This window comes from Salinibacterium sp. NSLL17, assembly GCF_015864935.1.
In the GTDB taxonomy this organism is placed as follows: Bacteria; Actinomycetota; Actinomycetes; order Actinomycetales; family Microbacteriaceae; genus Rhodoglobus.
The window spans coordinates 1651793-1677154 of the sequence record NZ_JADYWH010000001.1 but is presented as its reverse complement, the minus strand read 5'-3'; the positions used below and the strand labels follow the sequence as shown (position 1 = coordinate 1677154).

Annotated in this window: 22 protein-coding genes and 1 tRNA gene; 2 read left to right on the top strand and 21 right to left on the bottom strand. The window is 59.5% G+C overall.

All coding sequences use genetic code 11. The features are described from left to right. Positions 1-94: 94 nt before the first annotated feature. From rpsA to polA, 4 genes are all read right to left on the bottom strand, one after another. A complete protein-coding gene (gene rpsA, locus I6E51_RS08140; RefSeq protein ID WP_197105661.1) occupies positions 95-1561 on the bottom strand; it encodes a 30S ribosomal protein S1 in 1467 nt (488 codons plus the stop codon). 224 nt (positions 1562-1785) lie between these two features. Continuing rightward, a complete protein-coding gene (locus tag I6E51_RS08135; RefSeq protein WP_197109931.1) occupies positions 1786-3498 on the bottom strand; it encodes a DUF885 domain-containing protein in 1713 nt (570 codons plus the stop codon). Between the two features lie 65 nt (positions 3499-3563). Continuing rightward, entirely contained in the window at positions 3564-3833 is a 270-nt protein-coding gene (locus tag I6E51_RS08130) for an HPr family phosphocarrier protein (RefSeq protein ID WP_197109930.1), read from the bottom strand. A gap of 50 nt (positions 3834-3883) precedes the next feature. Then, entirely contained in the window at positions 3884-6532 is a 2649-nt protein-coding gene (polA, locus tag I6E51_RS08125) for a DNA polymerase I (RefSeq protein ID WP_231599693.1), read from the bottom strand. 87 nt (positions 6533-6619) lie between these two features. Between polA and I6E51_RS08120 the strand changes: the two genes are divergently transcribed. Further along, positions 6620-7051 carry a PaaI family thioesterase gene (locus I6E51_RS08120; RefSeq protein ID WP_197109928.1) on the top strand — a complete coding sequence of 144 codons (432 nt, stop codon included), beginning with the start codon at positions 6620-6622 and terminating at the stop codon, positions 7049-7051. 87 nt (positions 7052-7138) lie between these two features. Here the strand turns inward: I6E51_RS08120 and I6E51_RS08115 are convergent, their stop codons facing one another. After that, complete coding sequence (locus I6E51_RS08115) at positions 7139-7744, bottom strand: ANTAR domain-containing response regulator (RefSeq protein WP_197105666.1); 606 nt, start codon at positions 7742-7744, stop codon at positions 7139-7141. Positions 7745-7783: 39 nt separating this feature from the next. Here I6E51_RS08115 and I6E51_RS08110 point away from each other — a divergent pair. After that, positions 7784-7866: transfer RNA gene (locus I6E51_RS08110), tRNA-Leu, on the top strand. A 117-nt stretch (positions 7867-7983) separates the two neighbouring features. On the opposite strand, the gene pyk is transcribed toward I6E51_RS08110, so the two are convergent. From pyk to rpe, 16 genes are all read right to left on the bottom strand, one after another. Beyond that, positions 7984-9429, bottom strand: coding sequence for a pyruvate kinase (pyk, locus tag I6E51_RS08105; RefSeq protein ID WP_197105667.1), 1446 nt, complete (start codon positions 9427-9429; stop codon positions 7984-7986). Positions 9430-9475: 46 nt separating this feature from the next. Further along, entirely contained in the window at positions 9476-10933 is a 1458-nt protein-coding gene (locus I6E51_RS08100; protein ID WP_197109927.1) for a glutamate synthase subunit beta, read from the bottom strand. Then, entirely contained in the window at positions 10926-15500 is a 4575-nt protein-coding gene (gltB, locus tag I6E51_RS08095; protein WP_197105669.1) for a glutamate synthase large subunit, read from the bottom strand. The genes I6E51_RS08100 and gltB overlap by 8 nt, the downstream gene beginning before the upstream one ends. Before the next feature lie 104 nt (positions 15501-15604). After that, the gene (gene lgt, locus I6E51_RS08090) at positions 15605-16654 is read right to left on the bottom strand and encodes a prolipoprotein diacylglyceryl transferase (RefSeq protein ID WP_197109926.1); all 1050 of its coding nucleotides are present in this window, start codon (positions 16652-16654) and stop codon (positions 15605-15607) included. A gap of 33 nt (positions 16655-16687) precedes the next feature. Further along, positions 16688-17470 (bottom strand): tryptophan synthase subunit alpha, encoded by a 783-nt coding sequence (gene trpA, locus I6E51_RS08085; protein ID WP_197105671.1) that lies wholly within the window; start codon positions 17468-17470, stop codon positions 16688-16690. Then, positions 17467-18741, bottom strand: coding sequence for a tryptophan synthase subunit beta (gene trpB / locus I6E51_RS08080; RefSeq protein WP_197109925.1), 1275 nt, complete (start codon positions 18739-18741; stop codon positions 17467-17469). Before trpB ends, trpA begins: the two co-directional genes overlap by 4 nt. After that, entirely contained in the window at positions 18741-19511 is a 771-nt protein-coding gene (gene trpC, locus I6E51_RS08075; RefSeq protein ID WP_197109924.1) for an indole-3-glycerol phosphate synthase TrpC, read from the bottom strand. Before trpC ends, trpB begins: the two co-directional genes overlap by 1 nt. A gap of 1 nt (position 19512) precedes the next feature. Next, the gene (locus I6E51_RS08070; protein ID WP_197105674.1) at positions 19513-19743 is read right to left on the bottom strand and encodes a DUF6704 family protein; all 231 of its coding nucleotides are present in this window, start codon (positions 19741-19743) and stop codon (positions 19513-19515) included. Positions 19744-19803: 60 nt separating this feature from the next. Then, a complete protein-coding gene (locus I6E51_RS08065; protein ID WP_197109923.1) occupies positions 19804-20373 on the bottom strand; it encodes a Trp biosynthesis-associated membrane protein in 570 nt (189 codons plus the stop codon). Continuing rightward, the gene (locus tag I6E51_RS08060) at positions 20370-21896 is read right to left on the bottom strand and encodes an anthranilate synthase component I (protein ID WP_197109922.1); all 1527 of its coding nucleotides are present in this window, start codon (positions 21894-21896) and stop codon (positions 20370-20372) included. The genes I6E51_RS08065 and I6E51_RS08060 overlap by 4 nt, the downstream gene beginning before the upstream one ends. Continuing rightward, positions 21889-22266 carry a phosphoribosyl-AMP cyclohydrolase gene (hisI, locus tag I6E51_RS08055; RefSeq protein ID WP_197109921.1) on the bottom strand — a complete coding sequence of 126 codons (378 nt, stop codon included), beginning with the start codon at positions 22264-22266 and terminating at the stop codon, positions 21889-21891. The genes I6E51_RS08060 and hisI overlap by 8 nt, the downstream gene beginning before the upstream one ends. After that, on the bottom strand, positions 22263-23015 hold the full coding sequence (gene hisF / locus I6E51_RS08050; RefSeq protein WP_197105678.1) for an imidazole glycerol phosphate synthase subunit HisF: 753 nt from the start codon (positions 23013-23015) through the stop codon (positions 22263-22265). The genes hisI and hisF overlap by 4 nt, the downstream gene beginning before the upstream one ends. A gap of 1 nt (position 23016) precedes the next feature. Next, complete coding sequence (hisG, locus tag I6E51_RS08045) at positions 23017-23856, bottom strand: ATP phosphoribosyltransferase (RefSeq protein WP_197105679.1); 840 nt, start codon at positions 23854-23856, stop codon at positions 23017-23019. 43 nt (positions 23857-23899) lie between these two features. Continuing rightward, entirely contained in the window at positions 23900-24163 is a 264-nt protein-coding gene (locus I6E51_RS08040; RefSeq protein WP_197105680.1) for a phosphoribosyl-ATP diphosphatase, read from the bottom strand. Positions 24164-24222: 59 nt separating this feature from the next. Next, positions 24223-24597, bottom strand: a complete 375-nt coding sequence (locus tag I6E51_RS08035) for an FKBP-type peptidyl-prolyl cis-trans isomerase (protein WP_197105681.1) — start codon at positions 24595-24597, stop codon at positions 24223-24225. 97 nt (positions 24598-24694) lie between these two features. After that, entirely contained in the window at positions 24695-25357 is a 663-nt protein-coding gene (rpe, locus tag I6E51_RS08030) for a ribulose-phosphate 3-epimerase (protein ID WP_197105682.1), read from the bottom strand. Between the last annotated feature and the right edge of the window lie 5 nt (positions 25358-25362).

The window sequence follows — 25362 nt, the reverse complement described above, 5'->3', positions numbered from 1 at the left end:
TTGCCGCCGATCATTCAGCGGACAGCCGTGGCTCGTTAACTGAGTATGGCCAGCCTCCCGAAGGAGACTGGCCACACTGTTCAGCTAAGTGTTACTAGTTGTTGCTCGAGAGCTTCTCGCGCAGAGCGGCGAGAGTCTCGTCGTCTGCGAGCGTGCCCGCGCCTGCACTTGTTGCAGCGTCGTCGTTGGAGAACGACGATGCTCCGGCGGGTGCACTGCTGATCGACTCTTCCTGAATCGCTGCGGCGGCAACCTGCTTCTTGTGCTGTTCCCAACGCGCCTGGGCTGCAGCATAGTCCTGCTCCCACTTCTCGCGCTGTGACTCGAAGCCGTCTTTCCACTCGTTGGTCTCGGGATCGAAACCATCGGGGTACTTGTAGTTGCCCTGGTCGTCGTACTCGGTGAGCATTCCGTAGAGTGCCGGGTCGAACTCGGTACCCTCGGGGTCAACACCCTCGTTAGCCTGCTTGAGGCTAAGCGAGATGCGACGACGCTCGAGGTCGATGTCGATGACCTTGACGAATACTTCGTCGCCAACCGAAACAACCTGCTCGGCGAGTTCAACGTGCTTACCCGAAAGCTCGGAGATGTGCACGAGGCCCTCGATGCCGTCTGCGACGCGAACGAACGCACCGAACGGAACGAGCTTGGTGACCTTACCGGGAGCAACCTGTCCGATTGCGTGGGTGCGGGCGAATACCTGCCACGGGTCTTCCTGCGTTGCCTTGAGCGACAGCGACACGCGCTCGCGCTCGAGGTCAACCTCAAGAATCTCAACCGTAACTTCCTGGCCAACTTCAACAACTTCTGAAGCGTGCTCAATGTGCTTCCACGAGAGCTCAGAAACGTGGACGAGGCCGTCTACGCCACCGAGGTCAACGAATGCACCGAAGTTGACGATCGACGACACGACACCCTTGCGAACCTGGCCCTTGGCGAGGTTGTTGAGGAACGAAGTGCGGCTTGCCGACTGCGTCTCTTCGAGGAGTGCGCGGCGCGACAGAACAACGTTGTTGCGGTTCTTGTCGAGCTCGAGGATCTTGGCTTCGATCTCCTGGCCGAGGTACGGCGTGAGGTCACGAACGCGGCGAAGCTCGATGAGCGATGCGGGGAGGAACCCACGAAGTCCGATGTCGACGATGAGTCCACCCTTGACAACCTCGATGACCGAACCAGTGACAACGCCATCCGATTCCTTGATCTTCTCGACGTCGCCCCATGCACGCTCGTACTGTGCGCGCTTCTTGGAGAGGATGAGGCGGCCTTCTTTGTCTTCTTTCTGAAGAACGAGGGCCTCAACGGTGTCACCGACGTTGACAACCTCAGTGGGGTCAACGTCGTGCTTGATGGAAAGTTCACGAGAGGGGATAACACCCTCAGTCTTGTAACCGACGTCGAGGAGAACCTCGTCACGGTCGATCTTGACGACGGTACCTTCGATAAGGTCACCATCGTTGAAGAACTTCAGCGTCTTTTCGACTGCGGCGAGGAAATCTTCAGCAGATCCGATGTCATTGATGGCGACCTGCTTGGGTGCCTTGTCAGTCGTTGCGTTTGTCATGTAGTAGTTGCTCCGGTATGGGTCACGCTTCGAAAAGCGCATAATTGGGCCGACGGCGAAATGAATCTGTGTGCTCGCCGTAGGCAGGCGAATAAGAAGTCACAAATGCGACACTCCAGCCTAGCGCTTTGACGGCGGTAAAACCAACCACTTAACGGCCGTGTTTCGAGGTATCTCGTGCTGCGGGATCCCTCAGACTTCTCGAGCGAAAATCCTGCCGAAGATCAGCGTGCTGTGTAGGGGGCCAGAAGCGCGGCCCGAAGGGTATCCAGCCCAACGCCACCCACATTGAGGGCACGACGGTGGAACTCACGAAGTGAGAAATCAGCGCCCTCAATGGCACTGCACTCATCGCGCAGCTGCTCCCAGATGCGCTGCCCCACCTTGTATGACGGTGCCTGTCCTGGCCAACCGAAATAACGGTTCACTTCGAAGCGAACATTGGCGGGATCTAACGTGACGTTGTTCGTCATGAAATCGAGAGCATAATCCCAATCCCAGACGCCCGAACCAGTGAGCTTGGGCTTGCCGAGATGGACACCGATGTCGAGAACGACGCGGGCAGCACGCATCCGCTGACCATCGAGCATCCCGAGTCGATTGGCAGGGTCGTCGAGGAAACCGAGGTCCGCCATCAGCCGCTCAGCATAGAGCGCCCATCCCTCGGCATGGCCAGAGGTTCCCGACAGCTGCCGACGGTAGGTATTCAGCTGATCGCGGTTATAGACGGCTTGGGCGATCTGGAGGTGATGCCCGGGAACGCCCTCGTGATAGACGGTTGTCGCCTCGCGCCACGTGGTGAACTCAGTGACCGATTCCGGCACAGACCACCACATGCGACCCGGCCTCGAAAAGTCATCGCTCGGCCCCGTGTAATAGATGATTCCGTCGTGAGTCGGCGCAATCATGCACTCCAACGCGCGCATGGGCTCTGCGATATCAAAGTGGGTGCCTGCCAACGCTTCGATGGCTTCATCGCTGAGCTGCTGCATCCACCTCTGCAGGGCATCGGTGCCGTGCAGCGTTCGCGAAGGGTCAGAGTCAAGAAGCTCGATTGCTTCGGCGATGGATGCTCCCGGCTTGATCTCGTGCGCGATCTGCTTTTGCTCAGCAGTCATGCGCGCCAGTTCCTCAATCCCCCACTCATAGGTTTCATCGAGGTCGACCGTGGCACCGAGGAAGCGTTGAGACTGCAACGCGTAAAGCTCGCGTCCAAAAGCATCCTGAGGTGTCGCCCGCGGAGCAAGCTCGTCACTCAAAAAACGCTCAAGTTGCTGATAACTGGATGCCGCAACGGCAGCGCCATCAGCCAGCGCTGTTTGGAGAGCGCTGTCGCCGCCCACAGCCTCAGCCTGCGCAATGAACGACTCGAAGAATCCTCCGGGGGCTGAGATCTGGCGGGCTTGCGCCACAACTTCGGCAACCTGACGCTGCGCAGGAACCACTGCCCCATCCATACCGTGACGAAGAGTGGCGATGTAGCCATTGATCGCCTGCGGAATATTGTGCAGGCGCTCCGCAATCACGGACCAATCTTCGCTCGATGCGGTCGGCATCAGATCGAGAACGCCACGAATCTCTTGGGCGGGACTCGCCAGATTATTAAGATCGCGCTTCCACAATTGCGCGGCATCGGACTCTAGATCGAGCTTCAGAGTGGAGACCATGTCGGACTTTGTAACGAGATCAACGTCATCCATCACCGGTGCGGCTTCGAGCCGAGCAAGAATGTCCCTGGTCGACGCCACGACATGAGCATGCCCTTCGGGCGAATAATCGGCATACCCCGAGTGTTGTCCCGGCGAACCGATATACGTTCCGATGGTCGGGTCTAGTTCAACCAGAGTGGTGACCCATTCCTCAGCAATCGCATCGAGCGGCGTAGCCTGCCGACCCGAGGTTGCAGCTTCCGAAGTAGAGGGCGTCAAATCGGACATCGTTGTCTGGCTCCTTGATTGATCGTCGGGAATTGATGGGGCGGGCAATCCGCCCCGAGGTCACGCTAGGGCCTATCGAGTTCGCGTTCGAGCAGCTCGGCGAGGGACGCCAAGACGGACTCCGCCGCCTCGTCGTCTGAGCTGAGAGTGATGACATCGCCATAGCCGATACCCATCGCGAGCACGCCGAGGATACTGCCGGCGTTGATCGTTGAGCCCGCGGCATCCGTCAGCATCACCGTGATTCCGCACTGCGCAACGGCATGCGTGAAGACAGAAGCGGGACGCGCGTGCAGGCCAACCTGTGAACCAATAACTACCGTTGTGCTACTCACCGCTGCTCCTTTGTGGGGTGCTCTGAGAGTGGATGCCGCACGGTGCGAGCCTAATGTGCCGCCGAATCCCAGTTGTGACCGGTGCCGATCTGCACATCAAGCGGAACCGACAGGGTTGCAGCCCCTGACATTCGCTCATGAACAATAGTAGTCATTCGCTCGAGCTCACCTCCAGCGATTTCGAACACCAATTCGTCGTGCACCTGAAGCAACATTCGTGACTTCAGGCCCTCCTCACGGATATCGCCATCGATCTGAAGCATGGCCCGCTTGAGGATGTCTGCTGCCGAGCCCTGGATGGGCGAATTGAGTGCCTGACGTTCCGCGTTATCGCGCAACACTCGGTTCTTTGACGTGAGATCTCCGAAAGGCCGACGGCGGCCGAAAATCGTTGTGGTGTACCCATCAACTCGGGCCTGCTCGACAACGTTGCGGAGGTAGTCCCGCACCGCGCCAAACCGCGCGAAGTAATCCGTCATGAGTGCTTTGGCTTCGCTCGTCTCGATACGAAGCTGTTTGCTCAGGCCAAACGCGCTCAGCCCGTATGCCAAGCCGTAGGACATTGCCTTCACCTTGGTACGCATTTCGGGAGTGACATCGGCCGGCTCAACGCCGAAGATGCGAGAGCCAACGAAGCGGTGAAGATCTTCGCCCTCGTTGAAAGCCTGAATGAGCCCCTCATCGCCCGAAAGGTGCGCCATGATGCGCATTTCGATTTGTGAATAGTCAGCGGTGAGAAGCGTGTCATACCCCTCTCCCGCTTCGAAAGCAGCACGAATCTGGCGCCCGGTTGCCGTCTTGACTGGCACGTTCTGCAGGTTTGGATCGTTCGACGCGATTCGGCCGGTGCTCGATCCGGCCTGCTCGTACGTGGTGTGCACCCGGCCCGACGCATCGATAGCTTTCTCGATGCCGGTAATGATCTGCACGAGCTTGGTGGCATCGCGGTGCTGCAAGAGCAAGTCGAGGAACGGATGCGGTGCTTGTTCCTGGAGGTCAGCCAAGCTCGCGGCATCCGTCGAGAAGCCCGTCTTGTTCGCGCGAGTCTTGGGCATCTCAAGCTGCGTGAAGAGAACCTCTTGCAATTGCTTGGGGCTACCGAGATTGATCTCGCGACCGATGACCTCGAACGCATTGCGGGCGACATCGGCCGCGGTCGTGCTGAGGGAGTTACTGAGGTCGTCAAGCAACTGGCGGTTGACCGCAATGCCCGTGCGTTCCATCTGAGCAAAGACAGGCACGAGCGGCATCTCAATATCGGTGAGCACAGCCAGAGAGCCCTCGTCGAGGCGCCCAGCAAGGTAAGCAGCCAAGCGAACGACGTACCACGACTTGGTGGCGGGACTCAGTTCTTCAGTCTCCGGAACCAACTGGTTGGGGTCGCCCTGCTCGATGGTTTCGCCGAGGTAGTTGTACACCTGAGACTCAAGCTCTTCAGGCTTGCCGCCCGGCTTCAAGAGCCACGACGCGAGCGTTGTGTCGAACGCCACGCCCGCGATCGTTAGGCCGCAGTTGGCGGCAATTTTGAGCTGGGACTTAGCGGAGTGCATGTACTTGGGGGCGTCACTTGCGAGCCACTGTGTGAGCGCGTCATAGTCAGGGCGATCCGCCGCCCACGGCACAAAGGCAGTCTCCGAGACCGTCGCAAGACCAAGCCCGGTGACAACACCATCAACACTCGCGATGGTGAGCCCCAGCGGTGACGTACTGCCGTTGCTATTGGTCGCAATCCACTTGGCCAACTCTTCGTCAACCATGGTGCGCACGGCAGGAATAGCTGCAGCATCGTCAGGAGCGCTCGCTGCTGACGACGATTGCGCATCACCGCCGCCTTCGACCGCAGAAATCTTCATCACGCGCTGCAGGAGCGTCTTGAACTGCAGGCGATCGAACACCTCACGTACAGCAGCCTCGTCGATCGCACGGCGATCGAGATCGCCGACATTGACCGGAAGCTCAACATCGGTGAGCAAGTGGTTGAGCTTGCGGTTGCGAACGGGGCGATCAATCTGATCACGAAGGTTCTGGCCTACAACGCCCTTGATCTCCTCGGCGTGAGCCAACACCTCATCGAGAGAGCCGTAGAGGTTGATCCACTTGACTGCAGTCTTCTCCCCCACCTTGTCGACGCCGATCAGGTTGTCGCTGGTTTCTCCGACAAGAGCTGCGACATCCGGATACTGGTGAGGCTCGATGCCGTACCGCTCGAAAACCGCGTCACGGTCGTAACGCTTGAGTTCAGAAACACCGCGAGCATTCGGATACAGCAGGGTGACGTTGTCGTTGACCATCTGAATGGCATCGCGGTCACCGGAGACCACGAGAACGCGGAAGCCGTTCTCTGAGCCCTCGTGCGCCAAGGTGGCGAGGATGTCGTCAGCCTCGTAGTCCTCTTTGCTCAGGGTTTGGATGCCCATCGCCTTGAGGGCCTCTTCGAGCAAGGGAATCTGCCCCACGAACTCCACCGGCGTTTCGCCACGGGTTCCCTTGTACTCGGGATACTCCCGTGTACGGAATGAGTACCGTGAAATATCGAAGGCAACGGCCAAATGCGTAGGTTTCTCGTTCTGCAAGAGAGAAATCAGCATCGACAAGAAACCGTGGATGGCATTGGTGTGCTGCCCCTCGCGGTTCTGAAAACTGTCGACGGGGAGCGCATAAAAGGCTCGGAAGGCCAACGAGTGGCCATCAATGATCATAAGAGTAGGCTTTTGGGAATCCGACACGGAGCCAGCCTAGCCGCGGCTGCCGACAGCGGAAACGGCCGAATGCGAAGGACACCCTCTGTGAAGTACCCCGATGACCTCGATCCCGAACTATTTGCGCGACTTGTCGAGTCAGGGGGCGGCTCTCTCACGCGAAAAATGGGAATTGAGTTTCTCGAACTTGGCGCAGAGCGATCCGTCGCAACGATGCCCGTTGAAGGCAACACTCAAGTGATCGGCATCCTGCACGGAGGCGCTCACGTTGTGCTCGGCGAGTCCCTCGGATCAATTTCGTCGGCGATCCACGCCGGCCCTGGTCGTGTTGCGATGGGAATCGAAATCAACGCGACCCACAGCCGCTCCGTGCGCTCGGGCATCGTCACCGCTACCTGCACCGCGATCGCCCTCGGGCGCACTCTAGCGACACATGAAATCGTTATCCGCGATGAGGAAGAACGTCGGCTCTCCACCATCCGGATTACGAACATCCTGAAAGATCGCCCAACCGCGTAGCGGCGGGCGTGTCGAAACCCCGCTAGGAGTTCTCAGCGGCGTTGAGAGCCCGCAACTGAACCCCAGAGGAGAAGGTGCGGGCGCCCGCTACTTTTTGGCGCTGAGCTGGTCGATGATGGCCTGAGACACATCGTGCATCGTCAGGCGGCGATCCATGGATGCCTTCTGAATCCAACGGAAAGCGTCAGGCTCGCTGAGCCCCATCTTCTCGTTCAGCAGTCCCTTAGCGCGGTCGACGAGCTTGCGGGTCTCGAAACGCTCAACCAGGTCGCTCACTTCAGCCTCGAGGGTGAGGATCTGTGTGTAACGGCTGAGAGCGATCTCGATTGCCGGAAGAAGATCGTTCGGGGTGAAGGGCTTGACCACGTAGGCCAGCGCTCCGGCCTCAGAAGCCCGCTCTACGAGTTCTTTCTGGCTAAAGGCAGTCAGCAGTACGACAGGGGCGATGTGGTTGGCGCTGAGGCGCTCCGCAGCGGAGATTCCGTCGAGCTGAGGCATCTTGACATCCATGATGACCAGGTCGGGGCGAAGCTCGGTAGCGAGCGCAACAGCAGTCTCGCCGTCACCCGCTTCTCCGACAACCTCGTAGCCGGCATCCCGCAGGATTTCGACAATGTCCATGCGGATGAGCGATTCATCTTCGGCAACGACAACGCGGCGGGGAGCAGTTTGATTGGTGTTTTGGTCAGTCACAAGTGCAAGCCTACGGTATTCTATTCAGCGTTGTAGTCAGCCGAATTGGCGGAATGGTAGACGCGGAGCACTCAAAATGCTTTGTTCGAAAGGACGTGTGGGTTCGAGTCCCACATTCGGCACAACATTTACACGAAAAACCGGGAGCAGCACGTGCTCCCGGTTTTTCTTGTTAACGACAACAGCGGCACGAACCCGAGAGTTCGTGCCGCTGCTGGGCGTTTATTAGTGCGCTGACGCTACTTCGTAGCCCACGCGGGTGCCTTGGCGTTCACAGCATCGCCGATCACGTGCACTCGCAGGTCGTTAGTGGAGCCCGAAATTCCGGGAGGGGATCCCGAAATCACGACGACCTTGTCGCCAACCTCAGCGAGTTCTTGGCCAAGCAGAAGTTCGTCTACCTGGCGATACATTTCATCGGTGTGCGTAACGCGGTCAACGATGAACGACTCAATGCCCCAAATCAGCGACATGCGACGCTGAATTTCTGGACTCGGAGTGAACGCCTTCATAGGGATACGGAAGCGCAAACGCGACATACGACGCGCAGAGTCTCCCGACTCCGTGAAGACACAGACGAACTTCGCCTCAACGAACGAAGCGACCTCGGCTGCCGCAAGAGTAATCGCACCACTCTGAGTCTTGGGCTTGGTGCCCAATTTTGCGATGCGGTCGAGACCGTGCTCTTCCGTGGACTCAACGATTTTCGCCATGGTCTGAACGGTAATCACGGGGTACTCCCCCACACTCGTCTCACCGCTGAGCATGACGGCATCAGCACCATCGAGGATTGCGTTCGCGACGTCAGATGTTTCAGCACGGGTCGGCACGGGGCTGGAAATCATCGACTCAAGCATCTGAGTCGCGACAATTACCGGCTTCGCCATGCGACGCGCGAGTTCAACGGTGCGCTTCTGCACAATCGGAACAGCCTCGAGAGGAAGCTCTACGCCCAGGTCACCACGGGCAACCATGATGGCGTCGAACGCATCGATGATCGCTTCGAGGTGGTCGACGGCCTGAGGCTTCTCGATCTTTGCGATGACGGGAACCCGACGGCCCTCTTCGTCCATAATCTCGTGGACGCGAACAATGTCTTCTGCGTTGCGCACGAAAGAAAGAGCAATGAGGTCTGCGCCGAGCTTGAGGCCCCAGCGCAGGTCGTCTTCATCCTTCTCTGACAGAGCAGGAACATTGACCGCAACTCCGGGAAGGTTGATGCCCTTGTTGTTAGAAACCGCACCGGCGACGATGACCTCAGTTGTGACAACCGTGTCAGTCGCGCTCACGACCTTAACTTTGACCTTGCCGTCATCAATGAGCAAGAAGTCACCGGGAGCAACGTCCTGAGGAAGACCCTTGAACGTGGTGCCGCAAATCTCGCGGTTACCCACGATGTCGTCGATAGTGATCTTGAAGATGTCGCCGACCGCGAGGTCGTAGGGGCCGTCCTCAAACTTTCCGAGACGAATCTTGGGACCCTGGAGGTCAACCATCACTGCTACCGGCTTGCCGGCATCCTCGGCGGCGCGACGAACGTTCGCGTACACCTCTTCGTGGACGGCGTAGCTTCCATGGCTGAGGTTCATCCGGGCAACATCGACACCTGCATCGATGATTGCTCTGATGTTCTCGTAGCTCGACGTAGCCGGGCCGAGTGTCGCGACGATTTTTGCGCGTCTCATAACTTCCTTTGACGGGTTAGTGGTGGTGGTAGTGGTGGTGGAACTTCTAGAGAGACATGCCGCGATCGTCTGGGCGAACAGGGAATGGCAATTGCGTCTCCCCTTCAAGGTAGCGATCTACGGCGGATGCTGCAGCCCTTCCCTCGGCGATAGCCCACACGATGAGCGACTGCCCACGGCCGGCATCCCCGACAACGTAGACGCCGGGGGTTGCGGTCTCGTAGCTTTCGTCGCGCGAGAGGTTTCCCCGCGCATCCGCTTCGAGGGGAAGCTGTGTGGAGAGTGTTTCGGTCTCAGGCCCGGTGAAGCCCAGTGCAAGAAGAACCAGATCGGCAGGGATCTCCCGCTCGGTTCCAGCCTTGGGAACACGACGGCCGTCGAGGAACTCGGTCTCAGCGACACGAATCGCACGAACCTCGCCGACCGAGTTCGTCAAGAACTCCACCGTCGATGCAAGGTATTCACGTTCGCCGCCCTCTTCGTGGGCGCTCGACATCTCAAACAGGGTCGGTGTTAATGGCCACGGCTGGTGTTCCGGGCGCTCCGAGGGAGGCTGAATACCAATGGCCAGGTTTGTGACCGACAGTGCACCCTGACGGTGAGCTGTGCCGATGCAGTCAGCACCAGTGTCGCCACCACCGAGAACAACGACGTGCTTGCCCTCTGCGGTGACTTGCTCGCTCACGGTGTCGCCGGCAACGGCGCGGTTCGACTGAACGAGGTACTCCATAGCGAAGTGAACGCCGAGCGCATCGCGGCCGGGGATGGGCAGATCGCGCGGCACGGTAGATCCGGTAGCAACTACGACAGCGTCGTAGCGGGTGCGAAGATCGCTCCACGAAATATCGACACCGATGTTCACACCGGCACGGAAACGAGTTCCCTCGGCCTGCATTTGAGCCAAACGCAACTCGATGTGGCGCTTTTCCATCTTGAAGTCGGGGATGCCGTAGCGCAGCAATCCACCGATGCGATCTTCACGTTCGAAAACAGCGACCGTGTGGCCAGCGCGCGTCAACTGCTGAGCAGCCGCAAGGCCGGCAGGCCCCGAACCGACAACAGCAACAGTTTTACCCGTCAAACGTCCCGGAGGATGCGGAGTGACATTACCGTCGGCGAACGCCTGATCAATGATCGAGACTTCGATCTGCTTGATCGTGACGGCAGGCTGATTGATTCCCAGAACACACGAGCTCTCACACGGTGCTGGACACAAACGTCCGGTGAACTCCGGAAAGTTGTTTGTCGCATGGAGGCGCTCAATTGCTTCAGCGCTCTCGCCGCGACGCATAAGGTCGTTCCACTCGGGAATCAGGTTGCCCAACGGGCATCCCTGATGGCAGAACGGCACACCGCAATCCATGCAGCGACCAGCTTGACGGGCCAGTTCACCCGATTCTTGCTGCTCGTAGACCTCTTTGTAATCCATCAACCGAAGGCTGACAGGCCGCCGCTTCGGCAATTCACGCTCTTGAACCTTGAGGAATCCCTTGGGATCAGCCACCGGTTACCTCCCTAATTCGAGCCCAGGTAACGTCCCCGTCGGGGTCGAGTCCCTCGGCTATTGCAGTCTCTCGAGTCTGGATGACAGCCGCGTAGTCACGAGGAGTAACCTTCGTGAACTGGGCTGCCGTGGCATCCATGTCTGCCAGCATGCCTTCGGCAACGACCGAGCCGGTTTCTTCGAGGTGGCGTTCGAGAAGATCCTTGACGATCTCAACGTCGGCGCCGCCGAGTCCGCTCAGCTGAAGCTCGCCGGAACTCAGTGAGTCACCGTTGACGCGCTCCTCGCGAAGCTGGTGGATGTAGGCGGTGCCGCCCGACATACCAGCGCCGAGGTTGCGGCCTGTGGCTCCCAGAATGAGAACGAGGCCACCGGTCATGTACTCCAGGGCATGGTCTCCCACTCCCTCCGCGACGGCAGTGGCTCCCGAGTTGCGCACCATGAATCGTTCGCCAACCTTGCCGCGAATGAAGATGCTGCCGCTCGTAGCGCCATAACCAATGACGTTTCCGGCGATGACGTTGGTCTCCGCCGCAAACGTGCTCGTCAGATCAGGGCGTACTACAACGGAACCGCCAGACAATCCCTTTCCGACGTAGTCATTGCTATCGCCATACAGTTTGATCGAAATACCGGCCGGAACGAACGCGGCCAACGACTGACCGGCAGAACCGTGCAGCGTGATCGAAATCGTGTCGGTGGGCAAGCCGTGCTCACCGTGGCGCAACGTGACATTGTGACCGAGCATCGTGCCGACCGCGCGGTCGGTGTTGCGAACGCGGAGATCGATCGAGACAGGCTCTTTGCGTTCAAGAGCAGCCTCGCTCAGGGCGATCAGCTGCTGATCAAAGTGCTCAGCAAGCTCGTGGTCCTGTTCGACAGCGTGCGTGCGAGGCTCAGTGTCGCTGAACTCCGGACCATTGAACACGGGCGACAGGTCGAGACCGTCAGTCTTCCAGTGTGAAATAGCGCGGTTGACGTCGAGAATCTCGCTGTGGCCAATGGCTTCCTCAAGAGTGCGGAAGCCGAGCTCAGCGAGGTATTCGCGAACTTCTTGAGCCAAGAACTCGAAGAAGTTGACGACGAACTCTGGCTTGCCGGTGAAGCGCTCCCGAAGCACGGGGTTTTGCGTGGCAACACCGACCGGGCACGTGTCGAGATGACACACACGCATGAGGATGCAACCAGAGACAACGAGAGGTGCGGTGGCGAAACCGTACTCTTCGGCACCGAGAAGCGCGCCAATAATGACGTCGCGACCGGTCTTCATTTGGCCATCTACCTGCACCACAACGCGATCGCGCATGCCATTGAGCATGAGCGTCTGCTGCGTTTCCGCAAGACCGATTTCCCACGGCGTTCCGGCGTGCTTGAGCGAGTTGAGCGGGCTAGCACCCGTTCCGCCATCGTGGCCGGACACCAGAACAACATCGGCCTTTGCCTTCGTGACACCGGCAGCAACAGCACCGATGCCCTTTTGGCTCACGAGCTTGACGTGCACCCGCGCCGAAGGGTTCGAGCGCTTGAGATCGAAGATCAATTGCTTGAGGTCTTCGATCGAATAGATGTCGTGATGCGGAGGCGGCGAAATGAGGCCGACGCCTGGCGTGCCGTGTCGAGTGCGCGCAATCCAGGGATAAACCTTGCCTGCGGGAAGCTGGCCACCCTCACCGGGCTTCGCTCCCTGAGCCATTTTGATTTGAATGTCGTCAGCGTGCGTCAAGTACATGCTCGTGACGCCAAAGCGACCGGATGCCACCTGTTTGATGGCGCTGCGGCGAGTGGGGTCAAGAAGTCGATCGACATCCTCCCCGCCCTCACCAGTGTTCGAGCGCGCGCCGAGCTGGTTCATCGCAATAGCAAGCGTTTCGTGCGCTTCCTTGCTAATCGATCCATAGCTCATCGCACCGGTACTAAAGCGCTTAACGATGCTCGAGATCGGTTCAACCTCATCAATCGGAACCGGCGTGCGATCCGTCATGTTGAATTTAAAGAGCCCGCGAAGGGTCATCAGCGCTTCGGCCTGCTCATCGACCTTCGAGGTGTACTCGCGGAAGATGTCGTATCGGCGCGTGCGAGTAGAGTGCTGCAGCTTGAATACGGTCTCCGGGTTGAAGAGGTGGGGCGGACCCTCGCGACGCCACTGGTACTCGCCACCCGTGTTGAGTCGTTCGTGAACCGTGGGTGCGCGGTCTTCGGGGTACGCCGCTACGTGGCGGGCAGCGTTCTCGCGTGCAATCGCGTCGAGACCGACTCCCCCCAAGATGCTCGTGGTTCCTGTGAAGTACTGGTCAACGAACGCCTGCGACAAACCAACAGCTTCGAAAGCTTGAGCGCCAGCATAGGAACTGACCACAGAGATGCCCATCTTGGACATGATCTTCAGAACGCCCTTACCGAGCGCGGTAATCAGGTTGCGAACAGCCTTCTCGGGAGTGATGTCGGTGATCGTGCCATTACGCACGAGCTCTTCAGCTGACTCCATAGCGAGGTACGGGTTGATGGCGGAAGCGCCATAACCCACTAGAAGCGCAACATGGTGAACTTCACGCACGTCGCCAGCTTCGACGATCATGCCGACCTTCATGCGCTCTTCTTGGCGGATGAGGTGGTGGTGAACCGTTGCCAACATGAGCAACGACGGAATCGGTGCCAAATCCTTGTTGGAATCGCGGTCGGAGAGCACGATGAATTCTGCGCCGTCGGCGATTGCTGCGTCAGCTTCCGCGCACATTTCGTCAAGACGCTTTTGCATCGCGGACGGACCAGCATCCACACGATAGAGACCCTTGATCGTGGTAGCTAAGCGGCTGCCAGGATGAGGCTCGATGTGTTGGATCTTCGCTAGCTCATCGTTGTCAATCACCGGGAACGCTAGCGCTACTTGCCTAGCGTGGTCCTGAGTTGCGCTGAGCAAGTTGCGCTGAGGGCCAACCCCGAGGCGCATCGACGTGACGACGGCCTCGCGGATCGAGTCAAGCGGCGGGTTCGTAACCTGAGCAAACTGCTGCGTGAAGTAGTCGAATAGCAAACGGGGTCGCTGAGACAACACGGCAATGGGAGTGTCAGAGCCCATGGCGCCCAGCGGTTCTGCACCGAGTCGCGACATTGGCTCGATGAGAATGCGAACTTCTTCCTCGGTGTAACCGAAGGTACGTTGGCGGCGCGTAACTGACGCCGGCGTGTGCACGATGTGTTCGCGTTCGGGAAGTTCTTCGAGAGCAATGCGGCCGCTCTCGAGCCACTCAGCCCAGGGACGCGACGCGGCAAGCTCGGCCTTGATCTCATCATCTTCAATAAGACGACCGGCAGCCGTGTCGACAAGGAACATCTTGCCCGGGCGAAGCCGACCCTTGCGCACGACCTTCGTCGGCTCAATATCGAAGACGCCAATCTCACTCGCCAACACGACAAGACCATCGTCGGTGACAAGGTAGCGACCGGGGCGAAGCCCATTGCGGTCGAGAGTCGCGCCTACGAGCGAACCGTCGGTGAAGACCAGGGCGGCTGGACCATCCCACGGCTCCATGAGCATCGAGTGGTACTCGTAGAATGCACGGCGACGAGGATCGGTGTCTGTCTGGTTCTCATACGCTTCCGGAACCATCATCATCATGGCGTGCGGCAGCGGACGGCCAGCGAGGTTGAGAAGCTCAACAACCTCATCGAACGACGCCGAGTCGCTAGCGCCAGGCGTGTTGACCGGCAGAATGTCCTTGATATCGCCGAAAACGGCAGATTCAAGCTGCGACTGGCGTGCGCGCATCCAGTTGCGGTTTCCCTGCACCGTGTTGATCTCACCGTTGTGGGCGACCATACGGAACGGCTGTGCGAGCGGCCATGAGGGGAACGTGTTGGTGGAGTACCGCGAGTGCACGAGAGCGAGCTTCGAGGCAAAGCGTTCATCTGACAGGTCAGGGTAGAACGGCTCGAGCTGCAGAGTCGTGACCATTCCCTTGTAGGTAATGGTGCGGCACGACAGCGACGGGAAGTAGACGTGCAGATCCCGCTCAGCCCGCTTGCGCAAGCGGTAGGTCTGGCGATCGAGGTGGATGCCGCGAAGCGTGCCCTTGAGGTCAACGCGCTTCGACTGCAGAAAGAGCTGCTCAAATGCGGGCATTGCTCCCCGTGCGAGCGAACCGAGCTCCCCCGGCTGGATCGGCACAGTGCGCCACCCGAGGACAGTGAGGTCTTCTTCTTCCGCTAGCTTCTCAATGCCGCGCTTGACGTCATCACGAGCAACACTGTCGAGCGGCAAGAACGCAATGCCGACGGCGTAGCGGCCAACAGAAGGCAGCTCAAAGTCGACAACATCGCGGAAGAAGGCATCCGGGATCTGCGTCATGATGCCAGCACCGTCACCGGTGCCCGCGTCGGACCCTACGGCCCCGCGGTGTTCAAGGTTGCGCAGCGCTTCTAGAGCCGTCGCAATAATGTCATGCCCCGGCGTGCCGCGAAGCGTCGCCACCATGGCAAGGCCACAGGCATCTTTCTCATTGGATGGGTCGTACATTCCCTGTGCTGCGGGAATAGAACCAAAGCGTTCAAAGGGTGGGGTAACAGCCATGCCGTACCGTCCTCACGTATTACTGGTGCGGAGAGGGACTTCTATGGCCCAAAGAAAATCAGTACCTGATTCAGGCCTGAGGGGGTGTGGCCGCTTGTGGCGGACTACTTCGAATCTACGACAGGAGCGGACTCCTCCGCAGCGCTGACGACAATGTCATGCTCGGAATATCTTTCATCGGAGTTTACAACACCATCGGCACTCCAGACGTGACCGTCGACGTAGGCGCTCTTTTCGCGACCAACGTGACGGCGAGACTGAATGACGTAGAGCAGGATACCGAGCGCAACAGTAAGGATGGCTCCCCACACGTTCACGCGCAAACCGAAGTAGACCTCGCTGGGATCAATACGGATCGATTCGAACCATGAGCGGCCGACTCCGTACCAAATCATGTACAAGGCCCAGACCTTGCCCCACTGCAACCGAACGGGACCGACTGCAGCGAAAACAGGAACGGAGAGGCCAAGAACGTGCTTCTTGACGAAGCCGTACTGGCGCTCCATCGTGAGCAAGAAGACGATTCCGACGACGTTCCAGACCATTTCGTACAGGAAGGTCGGGTGGAAGAGAGTGTCAACCGGCAGGCCAACCGGAATAGCCGAGTTGCCCGCCTCGATCTCGAGGCCCCAGGGCAAAGCCGTCGGCTGACCGAAGAGTTCGTGATTGAAGTAGTTACCGAGGCGGCCAATGGCCTGAGCGAGCAGAATTGCGGGCGCCAGTGCATCCGCAAAGCTCCAGAAACGGATGCCCGTCAGGCGAGCACCGATGTAGGCACCGACAGCACCACCAATCAGCGATCCGAAGATGGCGTTTCCACCATTCCAGATGCGAATGATCTCCCAAGGGTCTGCGCCATCGTAGAAGTAATCGCCCGGGTGGGTGAACACGTGATACAAACGTGCACCCACAAGGCCAAGAGGGACAGCCCAAATGATGATGTCAATGACAATCCCGGGCTCAGCACCGTGACGAGTCAACCGACGTGACGTCAGCCATGTTGCCGCAATAATGCCGATCAGGATGCAGATCGCGTACGTGTGAATCACGACCGTACCGCCGAAATTGAGGCCCAGGTTGCTGAACCACTGGCCAAACGGAAGGGTAACAAGCGTCGCCCATGAATCAGGCGGGCTGGGAATGCTCAACGGCATTAGTGACAAAACGGTGACCTTTCTGAACTGCGACTAAGCAAGAGTACCGGTCGAAAGCGACGCGGCCGTTTTAGCGACAGCATCCACCCCACCGGAAGACAACGCACTAACGAAAACGGACCCCACAATGGCGCCATCCGCGTAGGTAAGAACTTCGCGAACCTGCTCAGCAGTGGAGATACCCAGACCGACACACGCACTCGTGGAGCCTGCCTCACGCAAGCGTGCCACGAGGGTTTTGGCCGCGATATCTACGTCGGAACGAGCACCGGTGATACCCATGGTAGATACGGCATAGACAAAGCCGGTGCTGGCCTCAACAGCGCGCACGAGCCGTTCATCGCTGGAGGACGGAGCCGCCAAGAAAATGCGGTCAAGACCGGTGCGCTCGGAGGCGGCAATCCAGTCAGCGGCCTCATCGCTCACGAGGTCTGGCGTGATGATTCCCGCTCCGCCAGCAGCCTTCAGCTCGTCGGCAAAACGATCGACGCCATACTGCATGATCGGATTCCAGTAACTCATGAGAACGACAGGCGTCGACACGCGAGACGTGATCTCGGCGACCGCGTCGAAGCCGTCCTGGAGGCGAAAACCGTTCGTGAGAGCGAGCTGGGTAGCCTTCTGAATAGCAGGGCCGTCCATGACGGGGTCTGAGTACGGCAGGCCGAGCTCAATGACGTCGACGCCATTCTCTGCGAGGGCCACAGCAGCTTCGATGCTCTCAGCAACAGTGGGAAAACCGACAGGCAAGTAGCCGATGAGGGCACCCGCACGGTCACGATTGGCCTGAGCGATTGCTTCTTCTACAGCGCTCATGGCTTATCCCCCGCAGCGTTCTGCTCGTCGGCGGCCTTCTTGTCGGACGCCTTCCTGTCCTCCGCTGACGCCTTCTCAGCCGAATCGATCAGATCGAAGTATTCCGCCGCAGTTTCCATATCTTTGTCACCGCGGCCGCTGAGGTTCACGAGGATCACCGAATCCGGACCAAGTTCCTTGCCGAGCTTGATCGCTCCGGCGAGGGCGTGTGCCGACTCGATTGCGGGAATGATGCCCTCGGTGCGGCTGAGCAGGCGCAGCGCATCCATGGCTTCAGCATCGGTAATGGGCTCATAGTTGGCTCGACCGATGTCTTTCAACCACGAATGCTCAGGGCCAACTCCGGGGTAGTCGAGACCGGCAGAGATGGAGTGCGACTCGACAGTTTGGCCCTCAGCGTCTTGCAGCATATAGCTGCGCGCCCCGTGGAGAACACCGGGACGACCGCGAGTGAGCGTAGCGGCGTGACGTTCCGTCAGGTGGCCCTCTCCAGCGGCCTCGTAGCCGTAGAGCGCAACATCGGCGTCGTCGAGGAAGGCATGGAAAATACCCATGGCATTGCTGCCACCACCGACGCACGCCACGACGGCATCCGGCAGTGCGCCCGTCAGCTTGATGACTTGCTCACGAGCTTCGTCACCGATGACACGGTGGAAGTCGCGAACCATGACGGGGAAGGGATGCGGGCCAGCAACAGTTCCCATGAGGTAGTGGCTGTCATCGACGTTGGCTACCCAATCGCGCAAACCCTCGTTGATCGCGTCCTTGAGAGTGCGCGACCCTGCAGTGACCGGAATAACCTCGGCGCCAAGAAGCCGCATGCGGGCAACATTGAGCGCTTGACGCTCGGTGTCGACCTCCCCCATGTACACGATGCATGACATTCCGAAGAGCGCAGCAGCGGTGGCCGTTGCAACGCCGTGTTGACCGGCGCCGGTCTCAGCAATGAGGCGGGTCTTGCCCAGGCGACGGGCAAGCAACGCCTGGCCGAGCACATTGTTGATTTTGTGCGAACCCGTGTGGTTGAGGTCTTCGCGCTTCAGAATGATGCGAGCCCCACCGGCGTACTCCGCAAACCGCGGTACTTCGGTGATAATCGACGGCCGACCGGTGTAGCTTGCGTGAAGCTCGGCAAGCTCAGCGACAAACTCCGGATCATTCTTGGCTTCGTTATAGGCGGCATCCAACTCGTCGAGAGCAGCGATGAGCGATTCAGGAACGAATCGACCACCGAACTCACCAAAGTAGGGGCCCAGTTCATCTTTCAGCATTAGCAGTCCAAAAAGTATTGCAACGTGGCGATCGGATCACCGGTGACGAGAGCCTCGCCAACCAGAACCACATCGGCGCCGGCGTTGCGATAGTGCGCGACATCAGCGGCCGTTTTGACCGCTGATTCTGCGATACGGATGACTCCACTAGGAATCTGGTCGGCAAGCTCACCGAACAGATTCTGATCGAGTTCGAAAGTGCTCAAGTTGCGCGCGTTAACGCCGACGAGGCTTGCGCCAACGTCGAGAGCACGAGAGACCTCGTCTGCGGAGTGTGTTTCGACGAGCGGCGTCATGCCTAGCTCGACGATGAGGTCGTAGAGCGTGCGAAGTTTCTCTTGCTCCAGGGCCGCCACGATCAGCAAAACGAGGTCAGCACCAGCAGCTCGCGCCTCAAACACTTGATACGGCTCAGCAATGAAATCCTTGCGAAGCACCGGGAGGCGCACGATCGACTTCACCGTCATGAGGTCCTCGAGAGAACCACCAAAACGACGCTGTTCAGTCAGAACGCTGATCGCGCTTGCTCCACCAGTTTGGTAGGACGTCGCAAGCGACGCCGGGTCGCTGATCTCAGCCAAAGCACCACGAGACGGGCTTGACCGCTTGATCTCCGCAATGATGTGAACTCGCTCGCGAGGAGACAACGCCTCCAGCGCATCTAACGCCGGAAGCGCATCAGCGGCAGCACGCTCTACATCAGCAAGGCTGACGGACTCACGACGGACGGCGGCATCTTCGAGCGCGCCGTCAACTAAATCGGAGAGCACTCTAGCTGTGCGGCTTGGGGGTGAGCTTGTCGCCACCCACGCCATAGCCAAGCTTCTTCAGCACCTGGCCAACAAGGAGACCAACGACGACCAGCCCAGCCGATGCGTACACCAGCCATGCCACGTTGAACCAAAAAGCGAGCGTTCCGATCGTGAACGCGACCAACATGATCACTACAGCGGTCCATGCCGCCGGGGAATTTCCGTGGCCGGGGTCAGTATCAGTACTCATCAGGCTCCATTCTTTGCTGATCCTAAATTGTAGCGGGAGTAACCCGCTTGGCGTTGCCAATCAGCCCTCTGTCGGGTCCAATCCTCGACTTTGAGCATCCCACTGTGATGCCGGATCATCGGCGATAACCGTGGTCGTTCGGTCATACTTCTTGGTTGCGGTCGGCCAGTGCCGAGCGGAAACTGCGGCAGCGATGCCGATAGCGATGATGAGGACGCCGGCGACCAGTGCTGTGAACGACCACGCACTACCGTCAACAGCGACTACTAAGGAACGGATTGAGTCGATGCCGCTGATTCCCGTCGCCTCCGTAATCAATTCCGAGGCTGCGCGGGCGGGGTCGGCAAGCGTCGCCTGGCTGACTGCAACGATGATTGCCCCCACGATGGCGGCAATGACTCCGAGAACACGCCGTACAGTGACCGATGCGATGCCGAGGGCTGCGACGAGCGCGAAAGTCGAGAGCGCGAGCGCAGCAAGTGCCCCGGCAACATCGCTGCCCAGCACCTCGACGCTCACCTCATCCTGGAGTGTGATCGTGAACCAGCGCTGAGTCCACGACAGCATTACTACCGCACCGAGCAACACCAGGCTGCTCAGCACGATCGAACGTGAACGTTTCCAGATCATGAGCTGAGGTGAGTCATCGCATTAGCGACCGCGACAGCGCGAAGGGGCGCCGCAGCCTTGTTCTGAGCCTCTTGGTGCTCGGCGGCAGGGTCGGAATCGGCAACAAGGCCAGCTCCGGCTTGAACGCGAGCAACGCCATCCACGATCGTGACCGTGCGAATGGCGATCGCGAGATCAGCATCGCCGGCGAAGTCGAAGTAGCCCACGACTCCCCCATAGACGCCACGCTGGGCGGGTTCTAGCTCGTCGATAATCTCAAGGGCGCGGGGCTTGGGCGCGCCCGAGAGCGTGCCTGCAGGAAAAGTAGCACGGAACACATCGACAGCGGAGGCTTCAGGCCTGAGATCGCCTTCCACCGAGGAGACGAGGTGCATGATGTGGCTAAATCGTTCGACCTGCATGAACTCGGTGACGGCGACGGTACCCGGCGTACATACCTTCAGGAGGTCATTACGCGCGAGGTCAACAAGCATCAGGTGTTCGGCACGTTCTTTCGTGTCGGCGAGCAGTTCCTCGGCGAGCTCAAGATCTCGCTCGGTGTCAGCGCCACGAGGTCGTGAACCGGCGATGGGATGCATGTGCACGCGTTTTTGGGAAACCTTCACGAGTGCTTCCGGACTCGCGCCGACGATCGAATACGGACGACCATCCATGTCAACAAGCGACAGCAAATACATATAGGGCGACGGGTTAAGAGTGCGCAAGACGCGATAGACATCAAGCGGAGTCGCCGAAACCTCATGGTCGAACCGCTGCGAAATGACAACCTGGAAGACATCGCCGTCGCGGATGAACTCCTTCGATTTCTCGATCGCCTTCGCGTACTCCGCCGGCGTGGAGCGCGACGTTGGCTCGGGATCGATCTCGATATCCACATCAGCGAGGAAGGCGTCCGTGGGTTGAGCGAGGCCAGACTGAAGCACGTCGAGGCGGGACTGGGTCTCGGTCCACATCTCCTCGACATCCTGATGCCCGTCGTTCAGCGCAGTCGAGATGAGCATGACGGTGCCGAAACGGTGGTCGAGCACCACGAGGTCGGAGACAAAGCTCAGCGCCTGGCTCGGAACCTCGAAGTCGGCGCGCGGGGCATCGGGAAGGTTCTCCAGCTCGCGAACAGCCTCCCAACCAATGAACCCGACAAGGCCGCCGGTGAGCGGAGGATGCCCCTCGACGCGCGGCGTTTTCCAACGCTCGTTGAGATGAGCGAGGGCTTCCAGCGGCGCCGTCGGGCAGTCATCACCGAGGATTCGCTCGCGCGGCATCCCATAGTCAATCCACTCGACGCCGTGCTCATGTTGGGTGAGAACACCGAAGCTGGCGACGCCCACGAAGGAGAAGCGTGACCAGATGCCACCCTGGCCCGCCGACTCAAGCAAAAACGTTCCCGGGTTCGCCTTGGCGAGCTTTCGATACACCCCAACGGGAGTTTCACCATCGGCAAAGAGCTGACGGATAACAGGGACAACGCGATTGCCGCCGGAAACCAGCGCCTCGAATTCCTCGCGACTCGTCGTGCTATTCATGAGAAAACCCCTGATGAGGTACGAGTGGGTCTACTTCGAAGCAGGAATGAGCGCCGGTGTGGCATGCAGGACCAACCTGCTCCACTCCGACCAACAGTGCATCGCGGTCGCAATCAAGGGCCGCAGTGCGGACGTATTGACGGTGCCCACTCGTGTCGCCCTTGCGCCACAGCTCTTGGCGGCTGCGGCTATAAAACGTCACGCGTCCCTCGGTGAGCGTGCGGGTGAGCGCCTCAGCGTTCATGTACCCGAGCATGAGCACCTCTTTGGTGTCCCACTGCTGAATAATTGCCGGCAACAAACCATCGGCAGCAAACTGCGCGCGTTCAAGCACATCGCTGACGGTCTCAAGAGTGAGTTCATCGCTCATCGTGTAACCAATCCATGACTGTTGAGTGAAGCTTTAACGTCTCCCACCGTCAACTGGCGACTGTGGAAAACGGATGCCGCGAGCAGGGCATCGGCGCCGGCGTCGATAGCCGGCGCAAAGTGTTCGACCTTGCCCGCTCCGCCACTGGCGATGACCGGGACTGTCGCAAACTCACTGATCGCGGACACGAGTTCGAGGTCGAAGCCCTCTTTCGTGCCATCCGCGTCGATTGAGTTGACGAGTAGTTCGCCCGCTCCTCGTTCCATCGCCTCGCGCGCCCACTCGAGCGCGTCGCGGTCTGTTTCGGTGCGGCCGCCATGGGTCGTGACGATCCAGCCATCACCACGCCGTTTGATATCGAGGCTCATCACGAGGACTTGGGCACCAAAGCGGTGGGCGATGTCATCAATGAGCTGTGGTCGGGCGAGAGCGGCACTATTGACCCCGACTTTGTCTGCGCCGTGGGCGAGAAGCTTGGAGACATCGTCTGGCTCGCGGACTCCCCCACCGACCGTCAAGGGAATAAAGATTTGCTCGGCTGCGGACCGCACGACGTCATACATCGTTGCGCGTCCCTCGACTGTGGCCGTGACATCGAGAAACGTCACCTCGTCAGCGCCTTGCTCGTAGTAGAGCCGCGCGAGGGAAACCGGGTCACCCGCATCGCGGAGATCTTTGAAGTTGACGCCTTTGACGACACGGCCGTCGGCGACATCGAGGCACGGAATGACCCGAACTGCGACCGCCATTTTAGATCCTCGCTGCGTGAATCGCGCTGACCAAGATCGCTCGCGCCCCAACCGCGTGAAGCTCGTCCATCACCTGATTGGTATCGACGCGACGCACCATTGAGCGCACCGCAACCCACGCGGGGTCTTGGAGCGGAGAAACGGTTGGACTCTCGATACCGGGAGTCACCTTCGTCGCAGCCTCGAGGAGGGCTACCGGCACGTCGTAGTCGATCAACACATACTGGCGGGCGACAAGCACACCCTGCAGGCGGCGTTGGAGCGTGGCGCTGCCCTCAACCTCGTTGCCTGAACTGATCAACACAGCAGTTGAATCGAGGATCACGGGGCCGAAAATTTCGAGGCCCTGCGCGCGCAGGGTTGAGCCTGTCGACACGACGTCGGCCACGGCATCCGCAACACCAAGTCGGATCGCAGATTCAACGGCACCGTCGAGGCTGACGAGCTCTGCCGTGACGCCATTGCGTTCGAGGAAGGCACCGACGAGCCCGGCGTAGCTCGTGGCAACGCGAACACCGTTGAGATCGGAAAGTTCAGTGAAGCGGCCAGGCTCCCCGGCGAAACGGAACGTGGAATCGCCAAAGTTGAGGCTGGCGATCTCTGTCGCGGTGGATCCGGAATCCAGCAGGAGGTCTCGGCCGGTGATTCCTACGTCGAGCGCTCCCGAGCCCACGTAAGTCGCGATGTCGCGAGGGCGAAGATAGAAAAACTCGACGCCGTTGCGGTCGTCACGCACATTCAACGCGCGTGGATCGCGACGGCCCGTGTAGCCCGCTTCGTACAGCATTTCGGAAGCGGTCTCACTCAGTGAACCCTTGTTGGGCACTGCAACTCTTAACATGTCAGCTCTCAGTCAGTTGGTGCGAAAAGTGGTCGTAGGGACATCAGAGATGTCGCCACACGTCCTCGGGGCTGAGCCCTTTAGCAACCATCAGAACCTGAAGGTGATAAATGAGTTGGGAGATTTCGTCTGCGGTTTCTTCATCCGACTGGTACTCGGCTGCCATCCATACTTCGGCAGCCTCTTCCACAATCTTCTTGCCGATCGAATGCACTCCGGCATCCAATAGGGCAACCGAACCGGAGTCGGCCGGGCGTTCTACCGCTTTGCGGCTGAGTTCAGCAAAAAGTGCGTCGAAGTCTTTCACACGTCAAGGGTACCGCCCCGGAGGGCGGTCCCTTGCCGCATGACTCGAACGTGGGGTTACTAGTTCGTGCCGAGCAGGTCGATCACGAAGGTCAACGTGCGGCCGGAGAGCTGATGCCCTCCGCCTGCGGGACCGTAAGCGAGGTGCGGCGGGCAGATGAGCTGGCGACGGCCGCCCACCTTCATGCCGGGGATTCCTTCTTGCCAACCACTGATGAGCGCCATCAGCGGGAAGTTGATGGACTCGCCGCGGCTCCACGAGGAGTCGAACTCTTCGAGAGTCTCAAAGTCGACGCCCAAGTAGTGCACGTCAACGGTGGAACCAGCAGTTGCCTCGGCGCCGGTTCCCTCTTCAATGTCAATAATGACGAGTTCGGTGGGGGCATCGCCCGCATAGAACTCGACCTCTGGCTTAGTTTTTCCTGAATCGGTCATATGACCAGTCAACCAGAAACAAAACTAAAACCGGCGCTAGTGGATGCCGCGTGAGCCCATGTTCGCTCTCGGCGGCGTGGTCACGCGGCGGCGATGATCAGTGCTGGTGCGCGCTCGCGCGCTCACGAAGTTCTGAGACACGCAACGAGGGATCGTCTCCGCGATACACCGAGGAGCCCGCGACAAAGGTGTCGGCACCCGCAGCTGCGGCAATCTCAATCGTGCGCTCATCGACACCGCCATCAACTTCGAGCCACACGTCGAGACCGCGCTTGTCGACCAGCTCCCGCAGCTGTCGCAGCTTCGGCATTGTCTCTTCCATAAAGCTTTGGCCGCCAAAACCCGGTTCGACCGTCATCACGAGAACCTGGTCGAATTCCTCGAGCAACTCGAGGTACGGCTCGATGGCGGTGCCCGGCTTGACCGCGATGCCCGCTCGCGCACCCTTCGCCCGCAGCGTGCGGGCGAGGGCCACCGCATCCGCTGCCGCCTCGGCGTGGAAAGTAACACCATAGGCACCGAGATCGGCGTAGTCGGGGGCCCAGCGGTCGGGATCGGTGATCATCAGGTGCACATCGAGCGGAATCGACGAGACCTGTTGAATACGCTCTGTCATTTGGAGACCGAACGTGAGGTTGGGCACGAAATGGTTGTCCATGATGTCGACGTGGACGAAATCCGCATTCGAAATCTTCGCGATATCCCGCTCAAGGTTAACGAAATCGGCGGCGAGAATACTGGGGCTAATGCGCACTGACATACCGA

Bases quoted from the DNA above. Each gene is read 5' to 3' on its own strand.
- rpsA (WP_197105661.1), bottom strand. From the start codon at position 1,561: ATGACAAACGCAACGACTGACAAGGCACCCAAGCAGGTCGCCATCAAT.
- I6E51_RS08135 (WP_197109931.1), bottom strand. From the start codon at position 3,498: ATGTCCGATTTGACGCCCTCTACTTCGGAAGCTGCAACCTCGGGTCGG.
- polA (WP_231599693.1), bottom strand. From the start codon at position 6,532: ATGATCATTGATGGCCACTCGTTGGCCTTCCGAGCCTTTTATGCGCTC.
- pyk (WP_197105667.1), bottom strand. From the start codon at position 9,429: ATGAGACGCGCAAAAATCGTCGCGACACTCGGCCCGGCTACGTCGAGC.
- gltB (WP_197105669.1), bottom strand. From the start codon at position 15,500: ATGGCTGTTACCCCACCCTTTGAACGCTTTGGTTCTATTCCCGCAGCA.
- lgt (WP_197109926.1), bottom strand. From the start codon at position 16,654: ATGCCGTTGAGCATTCCCAGCCCGCCTGATTCATGGGCGACGCTTGTT.
- trpA (WP_197105671.1), bottom strand. From the start codon at position 17,470: ATGAGCGCTGTAGAAGAAGCAATCGCTCAGGCCAATCGTGACCGTGCG.
- trpB (WP_197109925.1), bottom strand. From the start codon at position 18,741: ATGCTGAAAGATGAACTGGGCCCCTACTTTGGTGAGTTCGGTGGTCGA.
- I6E51_RS08070 (WP_197105674.1), bottom strand. From the start codon at position 19,743: ATGAGTACTGATACTGACCCCGGCCACGGAAATTCCCCGGCGGCATGG.
- I6E51_RS08065 (WP_197109923.1), bottom strand. From the start codon at position 20,373: ATGATCTGGAAACGTTCACGTTCGATCGTGCTGAGCAGCCTGGTGTTG.
- I6E51_RS08060 (WP_197109922.1), bottom strand. From the start codon at position 21,896: ATGAATAGCACGACGAGTCGCGAGGAATTCGAGGCGCTGGTTTCCGGC.
- hisI (WP_197109921.1), bottom strand. From the start codon at position 22,266: ATGAGCGATGAACTCACTCTTGAGACCGTCAGCGATGTGCTTGAACGC.
- hisF (WP_197105678.1), bottom strand. From the start codon at position 23,015: ATGGCGGTCGCAGTTCGGGTCATTCCGTGCCTCGATGTCGCCGACGGC.
- hisG (WP_197105679.1), bottom strand. From the start codon at position 23,856: ATGTTAAGAGTTGCAGTGCCCAACAAGGGTTCACTGAGTGAGACCGCT.
- I6E51_RS08035 (WP_197105681.1), bottom strand. From the start codon at position 24,597: ATGACCGATTCAGGAAAAACTAAGCCAGAGGTCGAGTTCTATGCGGGC.
- rpe (WP_197105682.1), bottom strand. From the start codon at position 25,357: ATGTCAGTGCGCATTAGCCCCAGTATTCTCGCCGCCGATTTCGTTAAC.